17 protein-coding genes and 5 pseudogenes are annotated in these 17,817 nt (G+C 68.3%); 18 read left to right on the forward strand and 4 right to left on the reverse strand.

Going from position 1 to position 17,817, the window contains the following annotated elements:
• Positions 1 to 147 precede the first annotated feature (147 nt).
• Entirely contained in the window at positions 148 to 975 is an 828-nt protein-coding gene (locus tag ACFZCY_RS45080; protein ID WP_391187622.1) for a helix-turn-helix domain-containing protein, read from the reverse strand.
• 112 nt (positions 976 to 1,087) lie between these two features.
• Here ACFZCY_RS45080 and ACFZCY_RS45085 point away from each other — a divergent pair, with 112 nt between their 5' ends.
• The 4 genes and pseudogenes from ACFZCY_RS45085 to ACFZCY_RS45100 all read left to right on the forward strand — a co-directional run bounded on the left by ACFZCY_RS45085 (position 1,088) and on the right by ACFZCY_RS45100 (position 4,896).
• Positions 1,088 to 1,864 carry an alpha/beta fold hydrolase gene (locus tag ACFZCY_RS45085; protein ID WP_391187624.1) on the forward strand — a complete coding sequence of 259 codons (777 nt, stop codon included), beginning with the start codon at positions 1,088 to 1,090 and terminating at the stop codon, positions 1,862 to 1,864.
• Positions 1,865 to 2,301: 437 nt separating this feature from the next.
• Positions 2,302 to 2,667 (forward strand): annotated as a pseudogene (locus tag ACFZCY_RS45090) (IS5/IS1182 family transposase); the annotation flags it as partial.
• 84 nt (positions 2,668 to 2,751) lie between these two features.
• On the forward strand, positions 2,752 to 3,222 hold the full coding sequence (locus ACFZCY_RS45095; RefSeq protein ID WP_391187594.1) for a hypothetical protein: 471 nt from the start codon (positions 2,752 to 2,754) through the stop codon (positions 3,220 to 3,222).
• A 142-nt stretch (positions 3,223 to 3,364) separates the two neighbouring features.
• A pseudogene (locus tag ACFZCY_RS45100) lies at positions 3,365 to 4,896 on the forward strand (ISKra4 family transposase).
• Between the two features lie 13 nt (positions 4,897 to 4,909).
• Here the strand turns inward: ACFZCY_RS45100 and ACFZCY_RS45105 are convergent.
• Positions 4,910 to 5,395 (reverse strand): hemerythrin domain-containing protein, encoded by a 486-nt coding sequence (locus ACFZCY_RS45105; RefSeq protein ID WP_391187596.1) that lies wholly within the window; start codon positions 5,393 to 5,395, stop codon positions 4,910 to 4,912.
• 202 nt (positions 5,396 to 5,597) lie between these two features.
• On the opposite strand from ACFZCY_RS45105, the pseudogene ACFZCY_RS45110 reads away from it, so the two are divergent.
• The 5 genes and pseudogenes from ACFZCY_RS45110 to ACFZCY_RS45130 all read left to right on the forward strand — a co-directional run.
• Positions 5,598 to 5,807, forward strand: a pseudogene (locus ACFZCY_RS45110) (IS701 family transposase); the annotation flags it as partial.
• Between the two features lie 149 nt (positions 5,808 to 5,956).
• On the forward strand, positions 5,957 to 6,361 hold the full coding sequence (locus ACFZCY_RS45115) for an integrase core domain-containing protein (protein ID WP_391187598.1): 405 nt from the start codon (positions 5,957 to 5,959) through the stop codon (positions 6,359 to 6,361).
• A gap of 116 nt (positions 6,362 to 6,477) precedes the next feature.
• A complete protein-coding gene (locus ACFZCY_RS45120; protein ID WP_391187600.1) occupies positions 6,478 to 7,053 on the forward strand; it encodes a hypothetical protein in 576 nt (191 codons plus the stop codon).
• Positions 7,054 to 7,061: 8 nt separating this feature from the next.
• On the forward strand, positions 7,062 to 7,232 hold the full coding sequence (locus ACFZCY_RS45125; RefSeq protein WP_391187602.1) for a hypothetical protein: 171 nt from the start codon (positions 7,062 to 7,064) through the stop codon (positions 7,230 to 7,232).
• Between the two features lie 30 nt (positions 7,233 to 7,262).
• Positions 7,263 to 7,654: pseudogene (locus ACFZCY_RS45130) on the forward strand (transposase); the annotation flags it as partial.
• Between the two features lie 209 nt (positions 7,655 to 7,863).
• Here ACFZCY_RS45130 and ACFZCY_RS45135 read toward each other — a convergent pair.
• Both ACFZCY_RS45135 and ACFZCY_RS45140 read right to left on the reverse strand, forming a co-directional pair.
• Positions 7,864 to 8,505 carry an AAA family ATPase gene (locus ACFZCY_RS45135; protein ID WP_391187604.1) on the reverse strand — a complete coding sequence of 214 codons (642 nt, stop codon included), beginning with the start codon at positions 8,503 to 8,505 and terminating at the stop codon, positions 7,864 to 7,866.
• Positions 8,492 to 9,133, reverse strand: coding sequence for a bifunctional 4-hydroxy-2-oxoglutarate aldolase/2-dehydro-3-deoxy-phosphogluconate aldolase (locus tag ACFZCY_RS45140; protein WP_391187606.1), 642 nt, complete (start codon positions 9,131 to 9,133; stop codon positions 8,492 to 8,494). The genes ACFZCY_RS45135 and ACFZCY_RS45140 overlap by 14 nt, the downstream gene beginning before the upstream one ends.
• Positions 9,134 to 9,290: 157 nt before the next feature.
• On the opposite strand from ACFZCY_RS45140, the gene ACFZCY_RS45145 reads away from it, so the two are divergent.
• The 9 genes and pseudogenes from ACFZCY_RS45145 to ACFZCY_RS45185 all read left to right on the forward strand — a co-directional run bounded on the left by ACFZCY_RS45145 (position 9,291) and on the right by ACFZCY_RS45185 (position 17,443).
• A complete protein-coding gene (locus tag ACFZCY_RS45145) occupies positions 9,291 to 10,286 on the forward strand; it encodes a Gfo/Idh/MocA family oxidoreductase (protein ID WP_391187608.1) in 996 nt (331 codons plus the stop codon).
• Position 10,287: 1 nt separating this feature from the next.
• On the forward strand, positions 10,288 to 11,277 hold the full coding sequence (locus ACFZCY_RS45150; RefSeq protein WP_391187626.1) for a substrate-binding domain-containing protein: 990 nt from the start codon (positions 10,288 to 10,290) through the stop codon (positions 11,275 to 11,277).
• Positions 11,274 to 11,813 (forward strand): VOC family protein, encoded by a 540-nt coding sequence (locus tag ACFZCY_RS45155; RefSeq protein WP_391187610.1) that lies wholly within the window; start codon positions 11,274 to 11,276, stop codon positions 11,811 to 11,813. Before ACFZCY_RS45150 ends, ACFZCY_RS45155 begins: the two co-directional genes overlap by 4 nt.
• Entirely contained in the window at positions 11,813 to 12,724 is a 912-nt protein-coding gene (locus ACFZCY_RS45160; protein ID WP_391187612.1) for a TIM barrel protein, read from the forward strand. The genes ACFZCY_RS45155 and ACFZCY_RS45160 overlap by 1 nt, the downstream gene beginning before the upstream one ends.
• A complete protein-coding gene (locus ACFZCY_RS45165) occupies positions 12,721 to 13,704 on the forward strand; it encodes a Gfo/Idh/MocA family oxidoreductase (protein ID WP_391187614.1) in 984 nt (327 codons plus the stop codon). The genes ACFZCY_RS45160 and ACFZCY_RS45165 overlap by 4 nt, the downstream gene beginning before the upstream one ends.
• A 174-nt stretch (positions 13,705 to 13,878) precedes the next feature.
• Complete coding sequence (locus ACFZCY_RS45170; RefSeq protein WP_391187616.1) at positions 13,879 to 15,306, forward strand: MFS transporter; 1,428 nt, start codon at positions 13,879 to 13,881, stop codon at positions 15,304 to 15,306.
• Complete coding sequence (locus tag ACFZCY_RS45175) at positions 15,303 to 16,067, forward strand: SDR family oxidoreductase (protein WP_391187618.1); 765 nt, start codon at positions 15,303 to 15,305, stop codon at positions 16,065 to 16,067. The genes ACFZCY_RS45170 and ACFZCY_RS45175 overlap by 4 nt, the downstream gene beginning before the upstream one ends.
• Positions 16,068 to 16,288: 221 nt before the next feature.
• A pseudogene (locus ACFZCY_RS45180) lies at positions 16,289 to 17,173 on the forward strand (integrase core domain-containing protein).
• Positions 17,174 to 17,182: 9 nt separating this feature from the next.
• The gene (locus ACFZCY_RS45185) at positions 17,183 to 17,443 is read left to right on the forward strand and encodes a hypothetical protein (protein ID WP_391187620.1); all 261 of its coding nucleotides are present in this window, start codon (positions 17,183 to 17,185) and stop codon (positions 17,441 to 17,443) included.
• The last annotated feature ends 374 nt before the right edge of the window (positions 17,444 to 17,817 follow it).

The raw sequence follows: 17,817 nt of genomic DNA on the forward strand, positions 1-17,817 counted from the left end.
TACCGCTTCGAGTACTGACTACCCACCTGGCACTACTTCCTCTGGAACCTCACGTCCCAGTCTCCAGGTGTCCAGTCACAAGGGGAAGCTTCAGGGACCTCGCGATCATGGAGTTGCGACGCTCCGTGATCATGGATGAGTACCCCCTCACTCGACGGCCATCGTCGCCTGCCATGCGCCCGGGCGCATGCCTGTCGCCTTCCGGAAGAACACCGAGAAGTTGGACGCGTCGGGGAAGCCGAGCGTGTTGGCGCAGGCGGCCGCGGTGAGGCGGTCGTGTGCGAGGAGCCGTTTGGCTTCCAGGACGATCCGATCGACGATGTACGCCTTCGCGCTGCGGCCGGTGACCTGCTGCACCGCTCTTGAGAGGGTGCGGGGAGCGTATCCCAGTGTCCGGGCGTAATAGCCGGCGTCATGATGTTCCCGGAAGTGCGCTTCGACGCTGGACCGGAACAGTCGGAACACCGGATTGATCGACCGTGCATCGGCGTGCGGGGGCCGGAGCCGGGCGATAAGCGCGGACAGCAGGATCTCGGGCAGCTCCGTCGAGATATCCCCGGGTGGGGCGGATGCTTCGAGCAGGAGATGGTTGCGCGCGGTGTCGACGAACGGCCAGTCGGCGTCGGGAATGCTCCAGTGAGCGACCAGGTCCGGGGACGCGACGAGCTCCCGGGTGGCGTGGGTGACCGGCGCGGTCGGCACGAACAGCACGACGTGCCCAGCCACGCCAGTGATGTCGTCCCATCGGTGCACAGCTCCAGGAGAGACCCACACCGCGGACCGCTCCAGGAACGGGTGTCGGAGGAAGTCCACGGTGACGGATCCGTGCCCGGCATCGACGACGGCGAGGACGTGGAAGTCGGCACGCTGTGTCCCGCCGTCGTTCAGCTCGCGAAGGCGGTCGAACGTCATGGTTTCGACAGTGGCGGCACGGCGCCCGACGGGCTGGTAGGTCATCTGCCGGATCACGGTCATCTGTCCAGTTTCCACCATCAGGCGACCAGTCATGCCGATGCCCCGACACAGCGGAAGGAATTCAATGAACACACAGAACAACCGCCCCAGAACACTGATCGAGAGGGTCATGATGAACACGACGCAGCAGCCGCTACTGCCCGCTTATGACCACCGGCCGGGGAGCGGACCGACCCTGGTGTTTCTGCACTACTGGGGTGGATCCGCCCGCACCTGGGACCTCGTCGTCGACCGCCTCGCGGGACGCGACATGCTCACTGTCGACTTCCGCGGGTGGAGCCGGTCGAGCAACCTGGCCGGCCCCTACACCCTCCGCCAACTCGCCGACGACATGCTCGCCGTGATCGCCGACGCGGGCGTCACCGACTACGTCCTCGTCGGACATTCCATGGGTGGCAAGGTCGCGCAGCTCATAGCGGCGACCCGGCCCGCCGGCCTCCGCGGGATCATCCTCGTCGGTTCCGGTCCGGCGAAGCCCGCCGCAGGGATCACTCCCGAGTACCGGCAACGCCTTTCCCACGCCTACGACTCCGACGAGTCCGTCGCTGGCGCACGGGATCACATCCTTACCGCGACCGAGCTGCCCGAATCGATCAAGTCGCAGATCGCGACCGACTCGCGGGCCGGCACCGACGCCGCCCGCATGGAGTGGCCGCTGCGCGGCATCGCGGAGGACGTCAGCGAGCACACCCGCATGATCAGCGTCCCCGCCCTCGTCGTCGCCGGAGAGAACGACCATGTCGAGCCCGTCGACGTGCTCGTCAACAACCTGGTGCCCTACCTCTCCGGAGCCGACTTCACGGTGATTCCGAACACGGGTCACCTGATCCCGCTGGAAGCTCCGGCCGACCTCGTCGACGCAATCACGGCCTTCGCACCAGCAGCCTGATCATCTGCGCGGCCTGAAAATCCACTTCGTCCCCGATCACCCGCGGGACGCCCCGCCGCGTGACAGCGCAAGACCGAGGCCCGACCCTCCCGCGTTGATACGCACCCCCACCAGACCTGCTTGCCGCAGCCGACCGGGGCGACAAGCAGGTCGGCCTCACCGCCCGACGCCGTGCCGAGACACCTCAGCAGGTGGGGCCCTTGTTCATGGACTACCAGCAGGCCGGTGACGTCGAGGGTCTGCCTACCGCCCGGGGCCCAGAGGGATGTGGTGAGCGGCGCCCCCACGAACCAGAGCGAGCCCGCGGCATGGCCACGAGACCTCTGACCCGATCGTCGTGGACACCAGCCGACGACCAGCGCGCGTAGTTCTCTTGCCCCTCACACCAGGGCCGTGACCAGCAACTTCACCACGCACACCACTCATTGGGGAGACCTCATCCGCTGGGCTGCCACCGCCGGCGCATCAGCGATCGGATCGTCTTCGACAAGATGCTGCAGCTCCTGCGTTTCGGCTGCTCCTACCAGGCGATCGCAGACACGACCTGCTCGGCCACCACGATCCGCAACCGCCGCGACGAGTGGATCGCCATGGGCGTCTTCGCGCGGCTCAAGCAGATCGCGCTGGAGTCCTACGACCGGATCGTCGGGCTGGAGCTCGACCAGATCGCCGTCGACGGCTCGATCACCAAGGCCCCCGGAGGTGGCGAGGTAGCCGGGCGTTCCCCAGTCGACCGCGGCAAACGGGGCCTGAAACGCTCGGGCATGACGGGCGGTTACGGAATTGGGTGTGGTTCCTCTGGAGTGAAGGGGTGAGCTGGGAGAACGCCGATCGGGGCTGTGCGCGAGGCCGCTCGTCTCTACCGTGGGAGCGGGAGAGGAGCGTGCATGGGCTCGCTGTTCGAGGAGTTGGAGGCCCGCGAGGCGGCTGCCCGGGCGCGGGTAGAGGAATTGGAAGCCGAGCTTGCTGAGATATCCGGCAAGCTGGATACCGCTCGGGAGGGGCTGGAGCGTCTGCGGATCGCGCGGGAGACGGTCGTCGAAGTGCTCGCCGAGATGACGCCGGAGGGTTCCGCGGTGTCGGTGAAGTCCCGCGAGACGTCTGCCGCCCAAGGGGTGGCGCCGGCGTATGCGGGGGTCGAACGGCGGGTGGTCGGGGTGCTGACGGTGCCGAACTGGCAGCCCGGTATGGGGGTGGACGTGCTGCCGTCGGTATACCGGGACATCGTGGAGGTGGTGGCCGATGCGCCGGGACCGGTCCGCGCCAAGCAGATCGTGCCCAGGATCGAGCTGCCGGCCGAGACCGGGAAGATCGAGGGCACCCGGTCGAAGCTGAAGCGGTTGGTGGAGCGGGGCTGACTGGAGGAGGATGACCCCGGCTTGTTCACCCCGGCCCGCCGCCGAACGGGCGCTTCGCCCAACTACCGCTAACCGAAGGGCTTTTCCGCCTACATTCGAAGGTACCAACCATGTCGGATGCCGGACGAGAAGAGCCCCGGAGATGACACCGTACGACACTCATGCCGCAGCTGACCCCTTTGCCCGCTCGGTCAGCGCCTTCGAGACGCTGATGGACACCCTGTCGGGCGACCAGGCCAGCGCATGGACCCATGCCGAGTTGGAGGAACACCTGGAGGCGGCGGGGCGGGACCTGTTACGGCTGCTGCTGCAGGCCACCTGGACCTGCGTGCCCGGCGAGAGGAAGACCAGGTCCGCGTCGGTGCACGGCCGGTCGTGGTCGGGCCGGAGGGGCGGGTGCGGCCCTGGCGGGAGACGGGACACGCGCGCTGGCTGGTCGGCGTGTTTGGTCCGGTCCGCGTCGCCCGGGTCGCCTATCGAGGTCCCGGCGCCTGCAATGTCCACCCCGCTGACGCCGCGCTGTCCCTGCCCGCCGGTCGGCACTCCATGGGCCTGCGCAAGATCGCGGTGATCGAAGCGGTGCGCGGCTCGTTCGACCAGGCGCGGGACGCGGTGACGCGCCGCTGCGGGAACGTGCTCGGCAAACGGCGGCTGGAAGAGCTCGTGGCCGGCGCCGCGGTCGACGTCGACGCCTTCTACCGCGCCAAGATCCCTCTCCCGTGCAGCCGGAACATGCCACTGGTCGTGCAGGCCGACGGCAAGGGGGTGGTCATGCGGCCCGAGGCCCTGCGCGAGGCTACCCGCCGGGCCGCCATGAAGGCCGCTGGCGGCCACCGCGCCCGGCTCGCGCCCGGCGAGAAGCCCAACCGCAAGCGGATGGCCACCGTGGCCTGCGTCTTCGACACCCGCCCCGCACCGAGGCGCCCCCACGACGTGATCCATCCCCCTGGCGGCCGCAGCGACGAGCGAGCGGCCCGCCCGGGCCCGAGGGCCGAGAACAAGTGGTGCACGGCCTCTCTGGTCCGCCCGCCCGAGCAGGTCATCGCCGACGCCTTCGACCAGGCCCAGGCCCGCGCCCCGAAGCAGCTGCGGCCGTGGATCGTCCTGGTCGACGGCGCCCGCCACCAGCTCGACCTGATCACCGCCGAGACCATCCGACGCGGTGCCACCGTGCATGTGCTCCTGGACTTCGTCCACGTCGCCGAGTACGTCTGGGCCGCCGCCCACGCCTTTCACAAACCCGGCACCACCGAAGCCGAAGCCTGGGCCGCCGACCACCTGACCGCGATCCTCGCAGGTCATGCCGCCCGCACCGCCCGCGAGATGACTGCCCAAGCCGACCGGGAAGGACTACCGGCCGCCCGGCGGGAGGCCGTCGACGCCTGCCACCGATACCTGACCGGCCACCTCGACCAGCTCCACTACGACACCGCCCTCGCCAGCGGATGGCCGATCGCGACCGGCGCGGTCGAGGGCGCCTGCCGCTACTTGATCGCCGATCGCCTCGACATCACCGGCGCCCGCTGGGGCCTTGCCGGAGCTGAAGCCGTCCTGCGACTTCGCGCTCTCGTCTCCAACGGCGACCTCGATGCCTACTGGCGGTTCCACGCCACCCGCGAGCACCAGCGTCTCTACCCCACCTCTGACCAGGACCAATACGAGCTCATGGCCTGATCACGAACCTCCCTCATGCCATGCCGAACCGGAAGACCATGTCGGGCCAGTCGGTATCAGGTACTCCGCCATCGAGCGCCTCGCTGATCGTCCGCTCTTCATAGCTGAAGTGGGATTCCATGATCGCCGCCAATCCGTCAAGCTCACGCCCGATCGTCTCCAGGACCGGGCCACGCGATTCGGCAGCCCTCTCGGCGAGTTCACGCACCCGGGACAGGATCGACGAGATCATTCCATGATCCTCGACAAGCTTCGCGACCGTCGCTGCGAGATCCGGGCGTTCGCGCAGCAACTGAGAGAACATCCCGTCGTCCTCGCCTTGATGGTGCGACGTCAAGGCGGCACAAAAGGCCAGGCAATGGGTGACAAGTGCGTCGTCGCTCAACCGGCGGTGTCCGAGACTTGTCCTGATCTCGTTGATCTGACGACGCAGTTCTTGATGTGCTTGTGAGAGCTGCAGACTCAAGGCGACTACACGGTCGCCGTCGCGGGAAGCCACGGATGGCGGTCCCTTCAGTTCCGCACCTCCATGCCTGACGCAGTCCGCCACCGGCACGCGATGCTGCCGCAATCCGATCACGCAACGCGGCGACACGGCAAGCACAGTGCCCGCCCGCGCCTAAAACCAGCTCCGTGCTCCGGCGTTCTGCCAGCTCAGCGCTTCACTCCAGAGGAACCGCACCCAAGAACGAATGCGGCCGGTCCGCCGTTACTCGGGCTGGTACCGGCACATCACCCTGGTCATGCTCGCCCATGCATTCCTGGCCGTCGTCGCAGCTCAGACCACCGAAAGCTGGGCCGCAGAAACGACACCAGCACTATCCGATTCACGGTGGGAGAGGTCCGCAGACTCCTGGACACTTTCCTGCCCCGCCCCGCACCCCGCCTCGGACCAGTCACCCACGCACTGAACTGGTCGGCTTGGCGCAGACAGCACCAGGCCATCGCCCGCCGCTGCCACTACCGACGAAGAACCAGATCAGGCAACGATTTCTGACTCCTTGGTGCCACCGCACACCCGACCACATCCTGGGTCACACAGACGGCGAAGAACCTGGTCATGGGCCTCGAGGACATCGGCTGCCGGGCACGATTCATCATCAGAGACAGGGACGGGAAGTTCCCCGCCCTGTTCGACGCTGTCCTCAATGACACGGGGATCGAGGTCGTCCTCACCGGCATCCAAATGCCGAGAATGAACTCGATCATGGAAAGGTGGGTGCAGACCTGCAGACACGAACTCCTGGACCGGACCTTGATCTGGAACCAGCGCCACCTCCTCCGCGCCCTACGGGAGTTCGAGGAGTTCTACAACTCCCATCGACCGCACCAAGGCATCGCGAACGCCCGACCGCTACACCCACTGCCCACACCAATCGACGACCCGGACAAGCTCAGCCACCTCGACATACGACGCCACGACCGCCTCGGCGGCATCCTCCACGCATACAGACATGCCGCATGACCTGCACGGACGAGGTACTCGGCAAGCGCAGGGCCGTTCCAAACGCGCCTGGCCGGCGGGGAGAAGAACGGGCGCAAACGGATGGCGACCGTCGACGCGGTCTACGACCCGCGCCGATGCCGCGCCAGCCGAGCGATGTGATCAGAGGCGGCGGCAACACCGATCGCACGGATCGCCCCGAACGCCCCAGGGCGCGGGCGAAGTGGCTGACCGCCTCCGCCGAACGCGACGCCGGCCAGGTCATCGGCACGGTATTTGACGAGGCCGAGCGCCGCGACCCGGACCGGGAGCGGGAGATGCTGGTCGACGGGGCCCGCCACCAGTTGGATGTGATCCACGATCAGTGCGACGCACGCGGGCTGGAGGTACGCCTCCTCACCGACTTCGTTCACGTGCTGGAGTACCCATGGGGCGCGGCCTGGTGCTTCTTCGCCAGGACGGACCCCGTCACCGAAACCTGGGCCGGCGAGATCGCGCTGGAGATCCTCCAAGACCGGGCCGAGCAGGTCGCCGACGCCCTCGAAGCCCCGCGCGGACGCGGCGGAACTGGACGGCCAGCGGCGCTCGGGGGTCAAAAAGGCGGTCGGCTACCTGCGGGCCAAACTCCCCTGCCTCGGCTACGACATCGCGCTGGCCGAGGGCTGGCCGATCGCGACAGGCGTGATCGAGGGGGCGCCCCCGGCACCTGGTGAAGGACCGGATGGACATCACCGGCGCCCGCTGGGGCCTGGCCGGCGCCGAGGCCGTCCTCGGACTCCGCGCAGTGATTACCAACGGCGACTTCGAGGAGTACTGGGAGTATCACGTGCAGCGCGAGCACCCGCGGGTTCACGCCGTCCGCTACCGCGACGGCCTCGCACTCGCGGCCTGATCACCGTCCCTCAAACCGAGCCGCACCCAACTGCGACTGACCTGCCTTGCAACCAACACCAAGGCGGCCAACTCGCCGACCTCGACCTATGCCACCGCCGCCGGGCTCGCTCCGGGGACCGCATCCGCAACGCCCGCGACACCGGCCTGCGCAACCTGCCTCTGCACGACACCGCCCAGAACCGGATCTGGCTGGAGATCGTCTCCCTCGCACTCGACCTCCTCGCCTGGATGCCAATGCTCGCCCTGACCGGCCAACCCCGCCGCTGGGAACCCAAGAAGCTCCGCCTGCGACGGTTCTCCGCCGCCGCCCAGCTCGTCACCACCGGCCGCCGCCGGCTTCGCTTCACCACCCGATGGCCCTGGACCAACGAGATCACCCGGGCAATCGACCGGCTCAACGCCTTGCCGAGCCCCGCCTGAACGTCTGAACGGTTGGCCGACCACCATGGCGCGCGCTGAACTCGTCGTGGACGCCTTCGACATGGCCCACGGCCGGTGCGGACCGACGCTCGGATGCGTGATTCACGATGGCCTCGGCACTGTATACGCGTCCACCCGTATCCGGTGCCAGATAAGGGAGTTGGGGCCACAGCCTTGGCCTGATCCTTGGTCTCGAGTGACGCCCGAGGTCAAAGATCGAGCTCAGAAGGCGTGAAGGGGCACCTGCCGGTATCGCCCGCGAGCCCCACAACGGCGTCGAGGTCCGGTTCGGCGTCGTTGTCCACGACGATGTGCCGAGCGCCGGTCCAGGCGCAGCCCTGGGCCCCCAGTCGTTGCCAGAATGCCGACCAGTCGGCAAGCTTGGCCCGGTCGCGGGGCAGGCCTCGTTGCGTCAGTCGTGTGCGAACGGTCTCCGCGGAGGCCCGTACCTCGACCACGACGACGGGTGTCCCCGTGGGCCAAGAAGCTTGGTCGGCCGAGGCGGTCAAGAAGTCGGGGTGGGCGAGGTACGCGGCGAAGGGTGCGTCCAAGACGACAGGGAGGCCCAGCCGCAGGTTGTCCGCCGCCGTGGTGAACAGGGCCGCGTACTCGGCCGGCATCAACCGTTCGATGTAGGTCGGGTCGTCTTCACGGCCTCCGGTCCGCCGGCCGACCAGTTCGAGCGCGGCGTCCACGAGGTCGCCGGCCAGAGAGTCCTTGTCGAGGTAGACCGCGCGGAGCCGTTGAGCGAGCTGCCGGGCGACATGAGACTTTCCCGATCCCGCAGGTCCGACGGCGACGAATACCGGTGGCATCCCGGAGGCGGGGGACAGTGGGTCAGGCGCGGGCATCGGCCACCGCCTCGAGGAATGTCCGGGCCGCCGCGCGTACGGGGTGCCGCTCGGTGCCTTCTCGCCGTGCCGCCTTGGTGATGAAGCTTCCGACGCCGACTGCTGCGACTCCTGCATCGAACCACTCGGCCACGTTGTCCGGGGACACACCTCCGGCCGGGACCAGGGGGATGTGGCCGAGTGGTTCGAGTACTGCACGGGCGTAATCGCGGTTGAGGACCGACGAGGGGAACAGCTTGACGAGATCGGCTCCTGCCGTGGCCGCTTGGACGATCTCCGTGGGTGTCGCGGCTCCGCAGATGCTGACGGCCTGGTAGCGGCCGGCGGTCTCCAGCATGCCGAGATCGACCTGGGGGCTGACCAGGAAACGCGCGCCGGCCTGGATGCTCGCATACGCCGACGCCGCGTCGAGCACGCTGCCGGCGCCGATCTCGGCCTCGGGATACTCCGAACTCAGCCGGCGGATCACGTCCAGGGCACCCGGCGTAGTGAGCGTCACCTCGACCGCTCGTATCCCTCCTGCGATGGCCTCGCAGGCCACTTCGTACGATGCCTCGGCGGTGGGCAGGCGCACGATCAGCACTGTCCCGGTCTCGCACACGGCATTCAGGGTGCGCAGCTTGCGCATCGAGTCACCTCAAAGGAAATCGGATGGCGGGGGGGTTGACAGAGCTTATGACCCTCTGTTTCGGTTATGCAACCGATCTCAGCAATCGATTGCAGTGACCGGCCCTGGAGAGGAAGATCGGGAGAAGTTGCCCCATACCGAAGTTGGGAGGCGCGTCGTGAGACGTCCGCTCACAGCAGTTCTAGGTGCCCGCCACTGGCACGTACCCCTGTATGTCAGCGCCTGGGCGGACACTCACGACGTCGTGCTGATCCAGGACGAGGAGCCCGACCAGATCGTCGACATCGCCCGACGCCTCGACGCGTCCGTGTACGGCGAAGTCGAGGCCGCTCTGGACGCCGGGCCATTGGACTTGGCTTACGTCTTCGGGCCACACGACCGCATGGTGGACACCTGTCTGTCCCTGGTCGAGCGCGGCATCCCTTTCGTGGTCGAGAAGCCGGGCGGCCTGGGGCCCGAAGACGGGGAGCGGATTCGGGATGCCGCCGCCTCAGCAGGGGTCGCAGCGACCGTCCCGTTCGTTCAACGTGGCGGCCCCGTGGATCACGCTCTGTCCCTGGCCGGCGCACCGACATACCAACGGTCGAGCTTCGTGGCCGGCCCGCCGGAACGCTATCGGGAGGCAGGCTGCTCCTGGATGCTCCGGCCCGCTCGCTCCGGCGGGGGGTGTCTGGTGAACCTGGCGCCGCACTTCATCGACCTCTTCTTGCAGCGAAGCCGTGCCCGGCGCGTGGAACTTGTGGCGGCCACCCTTTCCGCGAGCCTGCACGGCGAGGGCGTCGAGGATCACGCCACCCTGGTGCTGGCGGGCGACGACGGCAGCGAGGCGATCATCGAGGTCGGCTATGCCTTCCCGGCGAGTCCCGCCAAGCGGTACTGCTCCTACACCAGTGCCGGTGGCAGGGGATACGTCGACGTAGGCACCTCCGGCGAAGTCTCTTTCACACGTGCGGCGGACGGTGCCACCGAGTCGAGCACCATCGACGTGGACAGCGACCCGCTGTACGACGCGTTCGTCCGACAGGTTGCCGACACCTGGGCGGACGGCTTCGCCGGACTGCCGACGTTGGACGACCTCGCCGACACAATGAGCCTCATCTGGGCCGCGTACCAGCGGTCTCCCACTGCGTCCACGGAGGTCAGCCTTGGCTGAGGTGAGTATCGACGACGTCGCCGCCCGAGCGGGGGTCCATCGCTCCACGGTTTCCCGCGCGTTCTCCCGGCCGGAAGCCGTGAACGCGGCGACCCGGCGACATGTCCTGGAGGTGGCGGAGAGCCTCGGTTACCGGGTGAATCCGCTGGCGCAGGCCCTGCGCCGCCGGGCGAGCAAGCTTGTCCCGCTGATCGTCCCGGACATCACCAACCCCTTCTACGGTGAGCTGGCGAGAACCATGGCTGCCGCGGCGGCCGACCGAGGTTATCAGTTGGTGTTGTGCGTGACCGGTGGCGAGGTGGCCCAGACCAACGCGTATCTGACCTCCCTGCAAGAGATGTACGCACCCTTCGGGATCGTCGCACCGTCGACCAGCGTGGATCTCGACGAGCTGCAGAACGTCGCGCTCGGCAGCAAGGTCGTTGTCGTCGACCGCGTCGAACAGGCACAGGTGCCGACCGTGACGGTGGACAGCGCCGAAGGGATCGCCCTCGCCGTGGACCATCTGCGTGGCCTGGGGCACCGGCGCATCGCGTACGTGTCCGGCATCTCCGGGGCGTACACGTCCAGGGACCGATTGGCCGCCTACGAGGGGCTGGCCGCAGAGCTGGACATGCCAGCGATGATCTTGGACGCGGGTGCCGGGCCCGACGTGGGTGAGCGGGCCGCCGAGCGCCTCGTGCACATGGCACGCGAAGAGCGTCCGACAGCGGTCATCGCGGCCAATGACATGGTCGCGTTCGACCTCATCTCCGCTCTTGGTGTGCGAGGTCTATCCGTCCCGGACGAGGTGTCGGTGATGGGCTTCGACGGCCTGGAGTTCGGCGCCCGGTTCAATCCGCGACTGACCACGGTCCGCCAGCCCATCGCCGACATGGGAGTGATCGCCATCGACCTCGCCGAGAAACTCCTCAAGGACGGGGAGACGGGACATGTCGTTCTCGCCCCGGATCTGCTGATCCGCGAGTCGACCGCGGAGGTGGCACGATGAGCCGCCCCGCAGGGTTCCGGTACGTCGACCATGTCGCCTTCACGGTGCCCGACCTGGGCGAAGCGGTCACCTTCTTCGCCGACGCCCTGGGCGCCGAGGAGCTCTACCGCTCGACGCGAGGGCCCGACGCCGCTTTCATGCCCGAACATTTCGAGGTCCCGGCCGATGCCCGGCTGGAACTCGCCATGTTGCGCATGCCACCCAACCTCAACGTGGAGCTGTTCCAGTGGTGGAGCACCGACCAGCGGCGCGACTATCCACGCCACTGCGATCCCGGTGGCCACCACCTGTGCTTCACCGTGGAGGACGTCGACGCGGCCGTCGAGCATCTCCGGTCGCACGGCGCCAATGTCCTGGGCGGAACCAAGGAGGTCGGCCCGGACAGCCCTCGCGTCGCGGGCAACCGGTGGACCTATCTCCGGGCGCCCTGGGGGCTGTTGATCGAGCTGGTCGACCGCTCCCGCGTCCACAACCCACCACCGTTGGTCGGCCCCGCGGACTGGGCCGCCCCCTCCCGAACTGGAAAGGACCTGTAGTGCGGATCATCGGCCACACCCTCGGCACGCCGGAACAGACCCTCCCCGAGGCATTGGAGCTTTTCGCCGCCGCCGGTCTGGAGGGAGCGGAGGTCATTTACCAGAACGACTACCGCAGCGGACTGCCGGTCGGGGACAAGGCGGCCGCGGCCGAGGCGGCCCGCGTGGCGGACGATCTCGGTGTACCGGTGGTGGGGCTCGCTCCGTACACCACCGGGATCAACCATGAGGACCCGGCGCAGCGCCGCGCCGCGCTCGACGAACTGCGCGCGACGGTGGACTGCGCCCATCGCGTGGGCGCGACCCGGATCCGGGTGTACGCGGGTTCCTGGGGAGCCGATCGAACAGATCACGCCGGACATTGGGAGCGCCTGCGCTCGGGGCTTTCGGAACTGGCGCCGCTCGCCGCCGACGCCGGAGTACGCCTGTGCGTGGAGAACCACTTCGGAACCATGACGCAATCGGCCAAGGAGACCGCTCGGCTGATACGCGAGGTGGACTCGCCTGCCGTCCGAGTGCTCTACGACCAGGCGAACCTCACCTTCACACACGACGAGGCATGGCCGGAAGCACTGCGGGAGCAGGGCGACCTCATCGGGCACGTCCACGTGAAGGACCTCGTCTTCACCGACCCGGACGCCCCCTTCATCGCCTCCGAGACGGCCCGGGTGAAGGCGGACGAGCGAGCCGTGCGCTCCCGCGTCGTCGGCGACGGCATCGTGCCCTGGTCGGACATCCTTCAGGCGGTCAAGCAGCACGGATACGACGACGTCCTCAGCCTCGAGTACGAATACCGCTGGCACCCACAGGATCTCCCGGCTCCGGCGGAGGGCTTCGCCCGGTCCGCCCGCGCGCTCCGGTCACTCCTCGAAGAGGCCGCCGGCCTCACGCCCGCGGAGGTGTCCCGATGAGCCGGCGCCCGCTGCGCGTCGGTGTGGTCGGCGCCGGGAACATCGCGCACATCGCGCAGTTGCCCACCCTGGTGGAGCGGGACGACGTCGTCCTCGATGTCCTGGTGTCCCGGCGCGAGGACCCGTCCGAACTGGTCCGTCGATGGGGGTTCTCCACTGCGGTTCCGTCAGTTGAGCAGGCACTCGAGCGTGACCTGGACGCCCTGTTCGTCCTGACCCCGAGGTCGGAGCATTTCGCCGGCGTGAGCCGCGCGCTGGAGGCGAACGTCGACGTCTTCTGTGAGAAACCCCTCGCGACCGCGACCAGTGACGCGGAGCGGCTCGCCGACCTCGCCGACGAGCGCGACCGTGTGCTGATGGTCGGGTTCAACCGCAGGTTCGCGCCGACCTATGTCGCCGCTCGTGACCAGTTCGGGGACACCGGTGCCGCCTTCTGCATCGCGCAGAAGAACCGCCGCGGCACTGAGTACCGCGCGACCTTCGAGAACTCCATCCACATGGTGGACCTGCTGCGCTGGTTCTGCCCGGGCGAACCGGTCGACGTCTCAGCCCACGCCGCCGGTGACGACCCCTGGCAGGAGGACGGTGTCTCCGCCCTGGTGCGATTCGCCGGTGGTGGCACCGGCGTCCTGACGGCGGCGCGGAACGCGGGTGCGTGGGCGGAGAAACTTGATGCCTACGGCGCCGAGCGCTCGGCCGAGGTGGTGGCTCCGGACACGGTGACCCTCACCCGGGACGGCGTGAGCACCGTGCGCTCGATGAGCCCCGAAGCATTCGGCTGGGCCACAGCGACGAACACCTTCGGGTTCGCCGCCGCCGTTCGCCACTTCCTCGACCGCGTACGAGACCGAGGCGCGCCGCTGACGTCGGGGCGGGAAGCCGCCCGCACGCAGGCGCTCCTCGACAGGATCCTGCTGGCCGCCGGCCTCCCCGTGAAGGAGCAGGAGGGCCGCACCTGGTCCAGTCACGCGACGCGCTGACCCTCCGCAAGCCCCGGCCGGCCCACCTCATCGCGGCCGGCATCGGCGACATCACCTTTCGAAGAAGGCTTCCGGAACCGCCGACAGCGTCGACCGGAACCACCTGGTCCGCGGCGCCCCAGACCGCCGACTGTTCGCACAGCCCCCATCCCTCACTGCACTGAGGAGCGCTCAATGGCGAACGCATCAAGAACAGCCTCACCGAAGTCCCCCTCCGCCACCGGCCACCCGGAAGCCCCACCCCGCGGAAGGCCGGTCAACGTCCTGGCGGGCACCATCGGCCACTTCATCGAGTGGTACGACTGGTACATCTACGGCCTGCTGGCCGCCGTCTTCTCAAGCCAGATCTTTCCCGGGGGCAGCCCAGCGATGTCGCTGATCAGCGCCCTGCTGACCTACGCGATCGGGTTCGTGGTGCGGCCGCTGAGCGGCATCATCATCTCCCCCCTGGCCGACCGCTACGGCCGCCGCGTCGTCCTGGCCACCACCATCGGCGGCATGGCCGCGGGCAGCCTGATCATCGCGCTCACCCCGCCGTTCTCCGCCATCGGCTACGCGGCGCCGCTGCTGTTCCTGCTCGCCCGCGTACTGCAGGGCATCTCGGCCGGCAGCGAGATGCAGAGCGCCATCGCCTACATGGTGGAGAACGGCTCGACCGACCGGCGCGGCCTGTTCGGCTCGCTGTCGAATATGGCCAGCGGCCTGGCGACGCTGGCCGCCACCGCCATGGGGGCGATCGTCACCTCGACGCTGAACACCCATGACCTGGAGACGTGGGGTTGGCGCATCCCGTTCGCCATCGGCGGTGTCCTCGGCGTGGTCGGTCTGCTGCTGCGATCGCGCGCCGACGAATCCCCGGAGTTCGAGGCCGCTGTCGAGGATTCCGCCGCCGACCGGCAACCCGAGAACCTGCGCCTGCGGGAACTGCTGCGCAGGCACCCCAAGGAACTCCTGCAGACCGCGGCTCTGTCGGCCCCGGCAGTCGCCTACTACACGTGGGCCACCTTCCTGCCCACCTATGCGCACCTGACCACCGGTCGTGACCTGGACTCCGCCTTGGCCGGGAACGCCATCGGGCTGGGCCTGCTGGTGATCATCGTGCCGCTGTGCGGCGCCCTGTCCGACCGCATCGGCCGGCGCAAGCCGTTCCCCATCATCGGGGCCATCGGCATGGTGGTGCTCTTCTATCCGCTGCTGCTGTTGCTGCAGCAACCCGGATTCGGCGTATACGTGACGGTGACCGTTTCCGGTTGGGTGGTCCTGGCGATCTGGCAGGGGGTCTACCCGACGATCCAGGCCGAGCTGTTCCCTGCTTCCGTGCGTGTGTCCGGCATCGGTGTGGCCCACCAGATCGTCATCGCGGCCCTCGGCGGGACGGCTCCGCTCATCGCCAGCGCCTTCATCGAGGCGGGCCACCCCATGGGCGTAGCGGTGTACATGACGGTCATCGTCCTGCTCTGCCTCATCGTCTACCTGACCCTGCCGGAGACGGGCAGCGCAGGCACGCACACCACTACCACCACGCCCCCTGCTGCGGCATCCGACGCCGGGCACAGCTCCACATCCAGGAAATCCACGAAGTCCACGGAGGACACCCCATGACCGCCCCGTCCCAGATCGCGCTGGTCACCGGGTCCAGCGGAGGCATCGGAGCCGCTGCCGCGGAACGTCTGCACGCATCGGGTGCGGTGGTCATCGGCTGCGACCGCACGGCACCGGACAGCCGGCCGCCGTGGCTCGCGGACTTCCGTGAGCTCGACGTCACCGATGAGCAGGCGGTGCACGACACCGTGACCGGGATCCGGGCGGAATTCGGGGCGATCGACGTCCTGGTACACGCTGCCGGAGTGCTCGGCAACGAGCCGGACCTGCTCACCACCGCGAGCTCCGAGTTCGCCCGAGTGATGGCGATCAACGCCACGGGTGCCTTCTCCGTACTGCGCGAAGTCGGCCTTGTGATGCAGGCCCAGCGCTCCGGCTCCATGGTCGCGGTCGCCTCGGTCGCCGCGAAGGAGGCCCGTCGCGCGTACGTGCCGTACAACGCCAGCAAGGCGGCTGTGTTGAACATCTGCTGGTCGCTCGCTCTGGAACTCGGCCCGGACAACGTGTCGGTCAACTGTGTGTGCCCCGGGCCGGTCAACACCGCCATGTGGGACCAGCTCGCGACCCGCGCCGGCGGCGGCGACCCCGAGGGGGACCAGCGCGCCCGCCAAGCCCGAGCCGCGCAGATCCCGATGGGCCGGTTCGCCGAGCCGGAGGAGGTGGCGGCGACCATCTCCTTCCTCAGCGACCCGGCAAACCGTTACCTGACCGGTCTGAGCCTGGATGTCGCCGGTGGTGCCCGGCTGGGGATGGGCAGTTGATGGAATGCCTCCGCACGGGGAGCCGGTGACACCTCCCGGGGGAACACCCCCCACCTACGCGGGGCCGACGCTAGCCTCGGGCTTTCGCGTGGCTGGGTGTCCGATGCATGATCAGAAACATGAAGAGTGCTCCTGACCTGCAACGATAGGGCTTGTCTAGAGTCCAGTTCGTCGCATGAAAGGAGCACTCCTCAGGTGAAGAAGCGTATCGGGTCCTATCGCTGCGGCACCTTCTGCTGCTGGTCCGCCCCGAGACGGTGTCGCGCTGGCATCGCGAGCTGCTCAGGCGACGCCGGGCCGCGGCCTGCGTACCCAGGCGACGTGGACGCCCACCCACCATTCGGTTCGATCCGCGCCACGGTCCTGCGCCTGGCCAGGGAGAATGCCGCGTGGGGATATCGCCGGCTCCACGGCGAACTCGCCGCGCTGGGGATCAAGGTCGCCGCCTCCACCATCTGGAAGATCCTCCGCGATCACGGCATCCCTCCCGCCCCCGAACGGCAGAGCACCACCTGGACCGACTTCCTCCGCAGCCAGGCCAAGGCCCTTCTCGCCTGCGACCTGTTCGAAGTCCGCACACTGACGGGGTCGCGTCCGTACGTCTTCGCTTTCATCGAGCACACCACCCGTCGCATCCGGGTCCTCGGCGCCACGGCACACCCCACCTCGGAGTGGATCGTGCAGCTCGGACGCAATCTCCTCATGGACCACGAGAACGCGAGCAGCAAGGCGAAGTTCCTCATCCGCGACCGCGATTCCAAGTTCACGGCCGCTTTCGATGCCCAGATGTCCGATGCCGGCATGAAGGTCGTCACCACCGGCATTCGGATACCGCGGATGAACTCGCTCATGGAGCGCTGGATACAGACCTGCCGCACCGAACTCCTGGACGGACCCTGATCTGGAACCAGAGCCACCTCCTCCACACACTGCGCGAGTACGAATCCTTCTATAACGAGCACCGCCCACACAGGGCCCTGGAACAAGCCGCCCCCTGCCGCCCGCTACCCACACCCATCACCCAACAAGCCCAGCTCACCCACCTGGAAGTCCGCCGACGAGACCGACTCGGCGGAACCCTCCACCAGTACCAGCACGCCGCCTGAGCTGCGCGGATGATTTATCGGCACCCCCAGGCCCACACCTTCACGACAGCCGAGCGCGCATTCGCCGTCGAGCATTCTGCGGCGCAGTTGTTCGGCGGTCCGGAGACGCTGCGCGACAAGCTCGCGACGCTGTACGCCAAGGCCGAGGCGGACGAGCTGATGGGGATCACGCTGGTGCCGGACCACGCAGACCGGGTCCGGTCGTACGAACTTCTCGCCAAGGTCTCCGGTGAGCTGGGCAACGGTGCGCCGGCGGTGCTGCTGCCGTGACCTCGGGACGCCTGCCGCTCGAGCCCGTCAGCCGGGTCAGTCCTGGGCTGGGGCGGCGAAGGCGCGCGTAAAGGTTTCCACGGCGGCCTGGACCGTCTCCCGCAATTCCTTGTCGGGCACCTGGCGGGTGCCCAGGACGAGCGACCTCGCCCAAGACCCGCAACAGCAAGAACTGGGTCGCCATCTCCCCGCGCGTGGCAGCCTCTGCCGACCCGACGGCCGACCGCTGAGGCCTCAGACCGTCCTGGACCGCTTCCGCCGACGCGCCAAAGAAGCCGACGCCCCCCCCGTTATCTTCTTCGCGGTCCTGCAAGGGGACCGCTGGCCTCCGGGCCCGGCATGACTGTTCCCCCCTGTCGAAGGGATGACCTGGG

The sequence above is a fragment of the Streptomyces sp. NPDC007983 genome (assembly GCF_042958345.1).
GTDB lineage: Bacteria > Actinomycetota > Actinomycetes > Streptomycetales > Streptomycetaceae > Streptomyces.

Excerpts from the sequence above, each read along its gene's own strand:
- ACFZCY_RS45165 (WP_391187614.1), top strand. The coding sequence starts at position 12,721 with ATGAGCCGGCGCCCGCTGCGCGTCGGTGTGGTCGGCGCCGGGAACATC.
- ACFZCY_RS45170 (WP_391187616.1), top strand. The coding sequence starts at position 13,879 with ATGGCGAACGCATCAAGAACAGCCTCACCGAAGTCCCCCTCCGCCACC.
- ACFZCY_RS45095 (WP_391187594.1), top strand. The coding sequence starts at position 2,752 with ATGGGCTCGCTGTTCGAGGAGTTGGAGGCCCGCGAGGCGGCTGCCCGG.
- ACFZCY_RS45155 (WP_391187610.1), top strand. The coding sequence starts at position 11,274 with ATGAGCCGCCCCGCAGGGTTCCGGTACGTCGACCATGTCGCCTTCACG.
- ACFZCY_RS45120 (WP_391187600.1), top strand. The coding sequence starts at position 6,478 with ATGCCGCGCCAGCCGAGCGATGTGATCAGAGGCGGCGGCAACACCGAT.
- ACFZCY_RS45085 (WP_391187624.1), top strand. The coding sequence starts at position 1,088 with ATGAACACGACGCAGCAGCCGCTACTGCCCGCTTATGACCACCGGCCG.
- ACFZCY_RS45185 (WP_391187620.1), top strand. The coding sequence starts at position 17,183 with ATGATTTATCGGCACCCCCAGGCCCACACCTTCACGACAGCCGAGCGC.
- ACFZCY_RS45125 (WP_391187602.1), top strand. The coding sequence starts at position 7,062 with ATGGACATCACCGGCGCCCGCTGGGGCCTGGCCGGCGCCGAGGCCGTC.
- ACFZCY_RS45080 (WP_391187622.1), bottom strand. The coding sequence starts at position 975 with ATGACCGTGATCCGGCAGATGACCTACCAGCCCGTCGGGCGCCGTGCC.
- ACFZCY_RS45135 (WP_391187604.1), bottom strand. The coding sequence starts at position 8,505 with ATGCCCGCGCCTGACCCACTGTCCCCCGCCTCCGGGATGCCACCGGTA.
- ACFZCY_RS45175 (WP_391187618.1), top strand. The coding sequence starts at position 15,303 with ATGACCGCCCCGTCCCAGATCGCGCTGGTCACCGGGTCCAGCGGAGGC.
- ACFZCY_RS45140 (WP_391187606.1), bottom strand. The coding sequence starts at position 9,133 with ATGCGCAAGCTGCGCACCCTGAATGCCGTGTGCGAGACCGGGACAGTG.
- ACFZCY_RS45115 (WP_391187598.1), top strand. The coding sequence starts at position 5,957 with ATGGGCCTCGAGGACATCGGCTGCCGGGCACGATTCATCATCAGAGAC.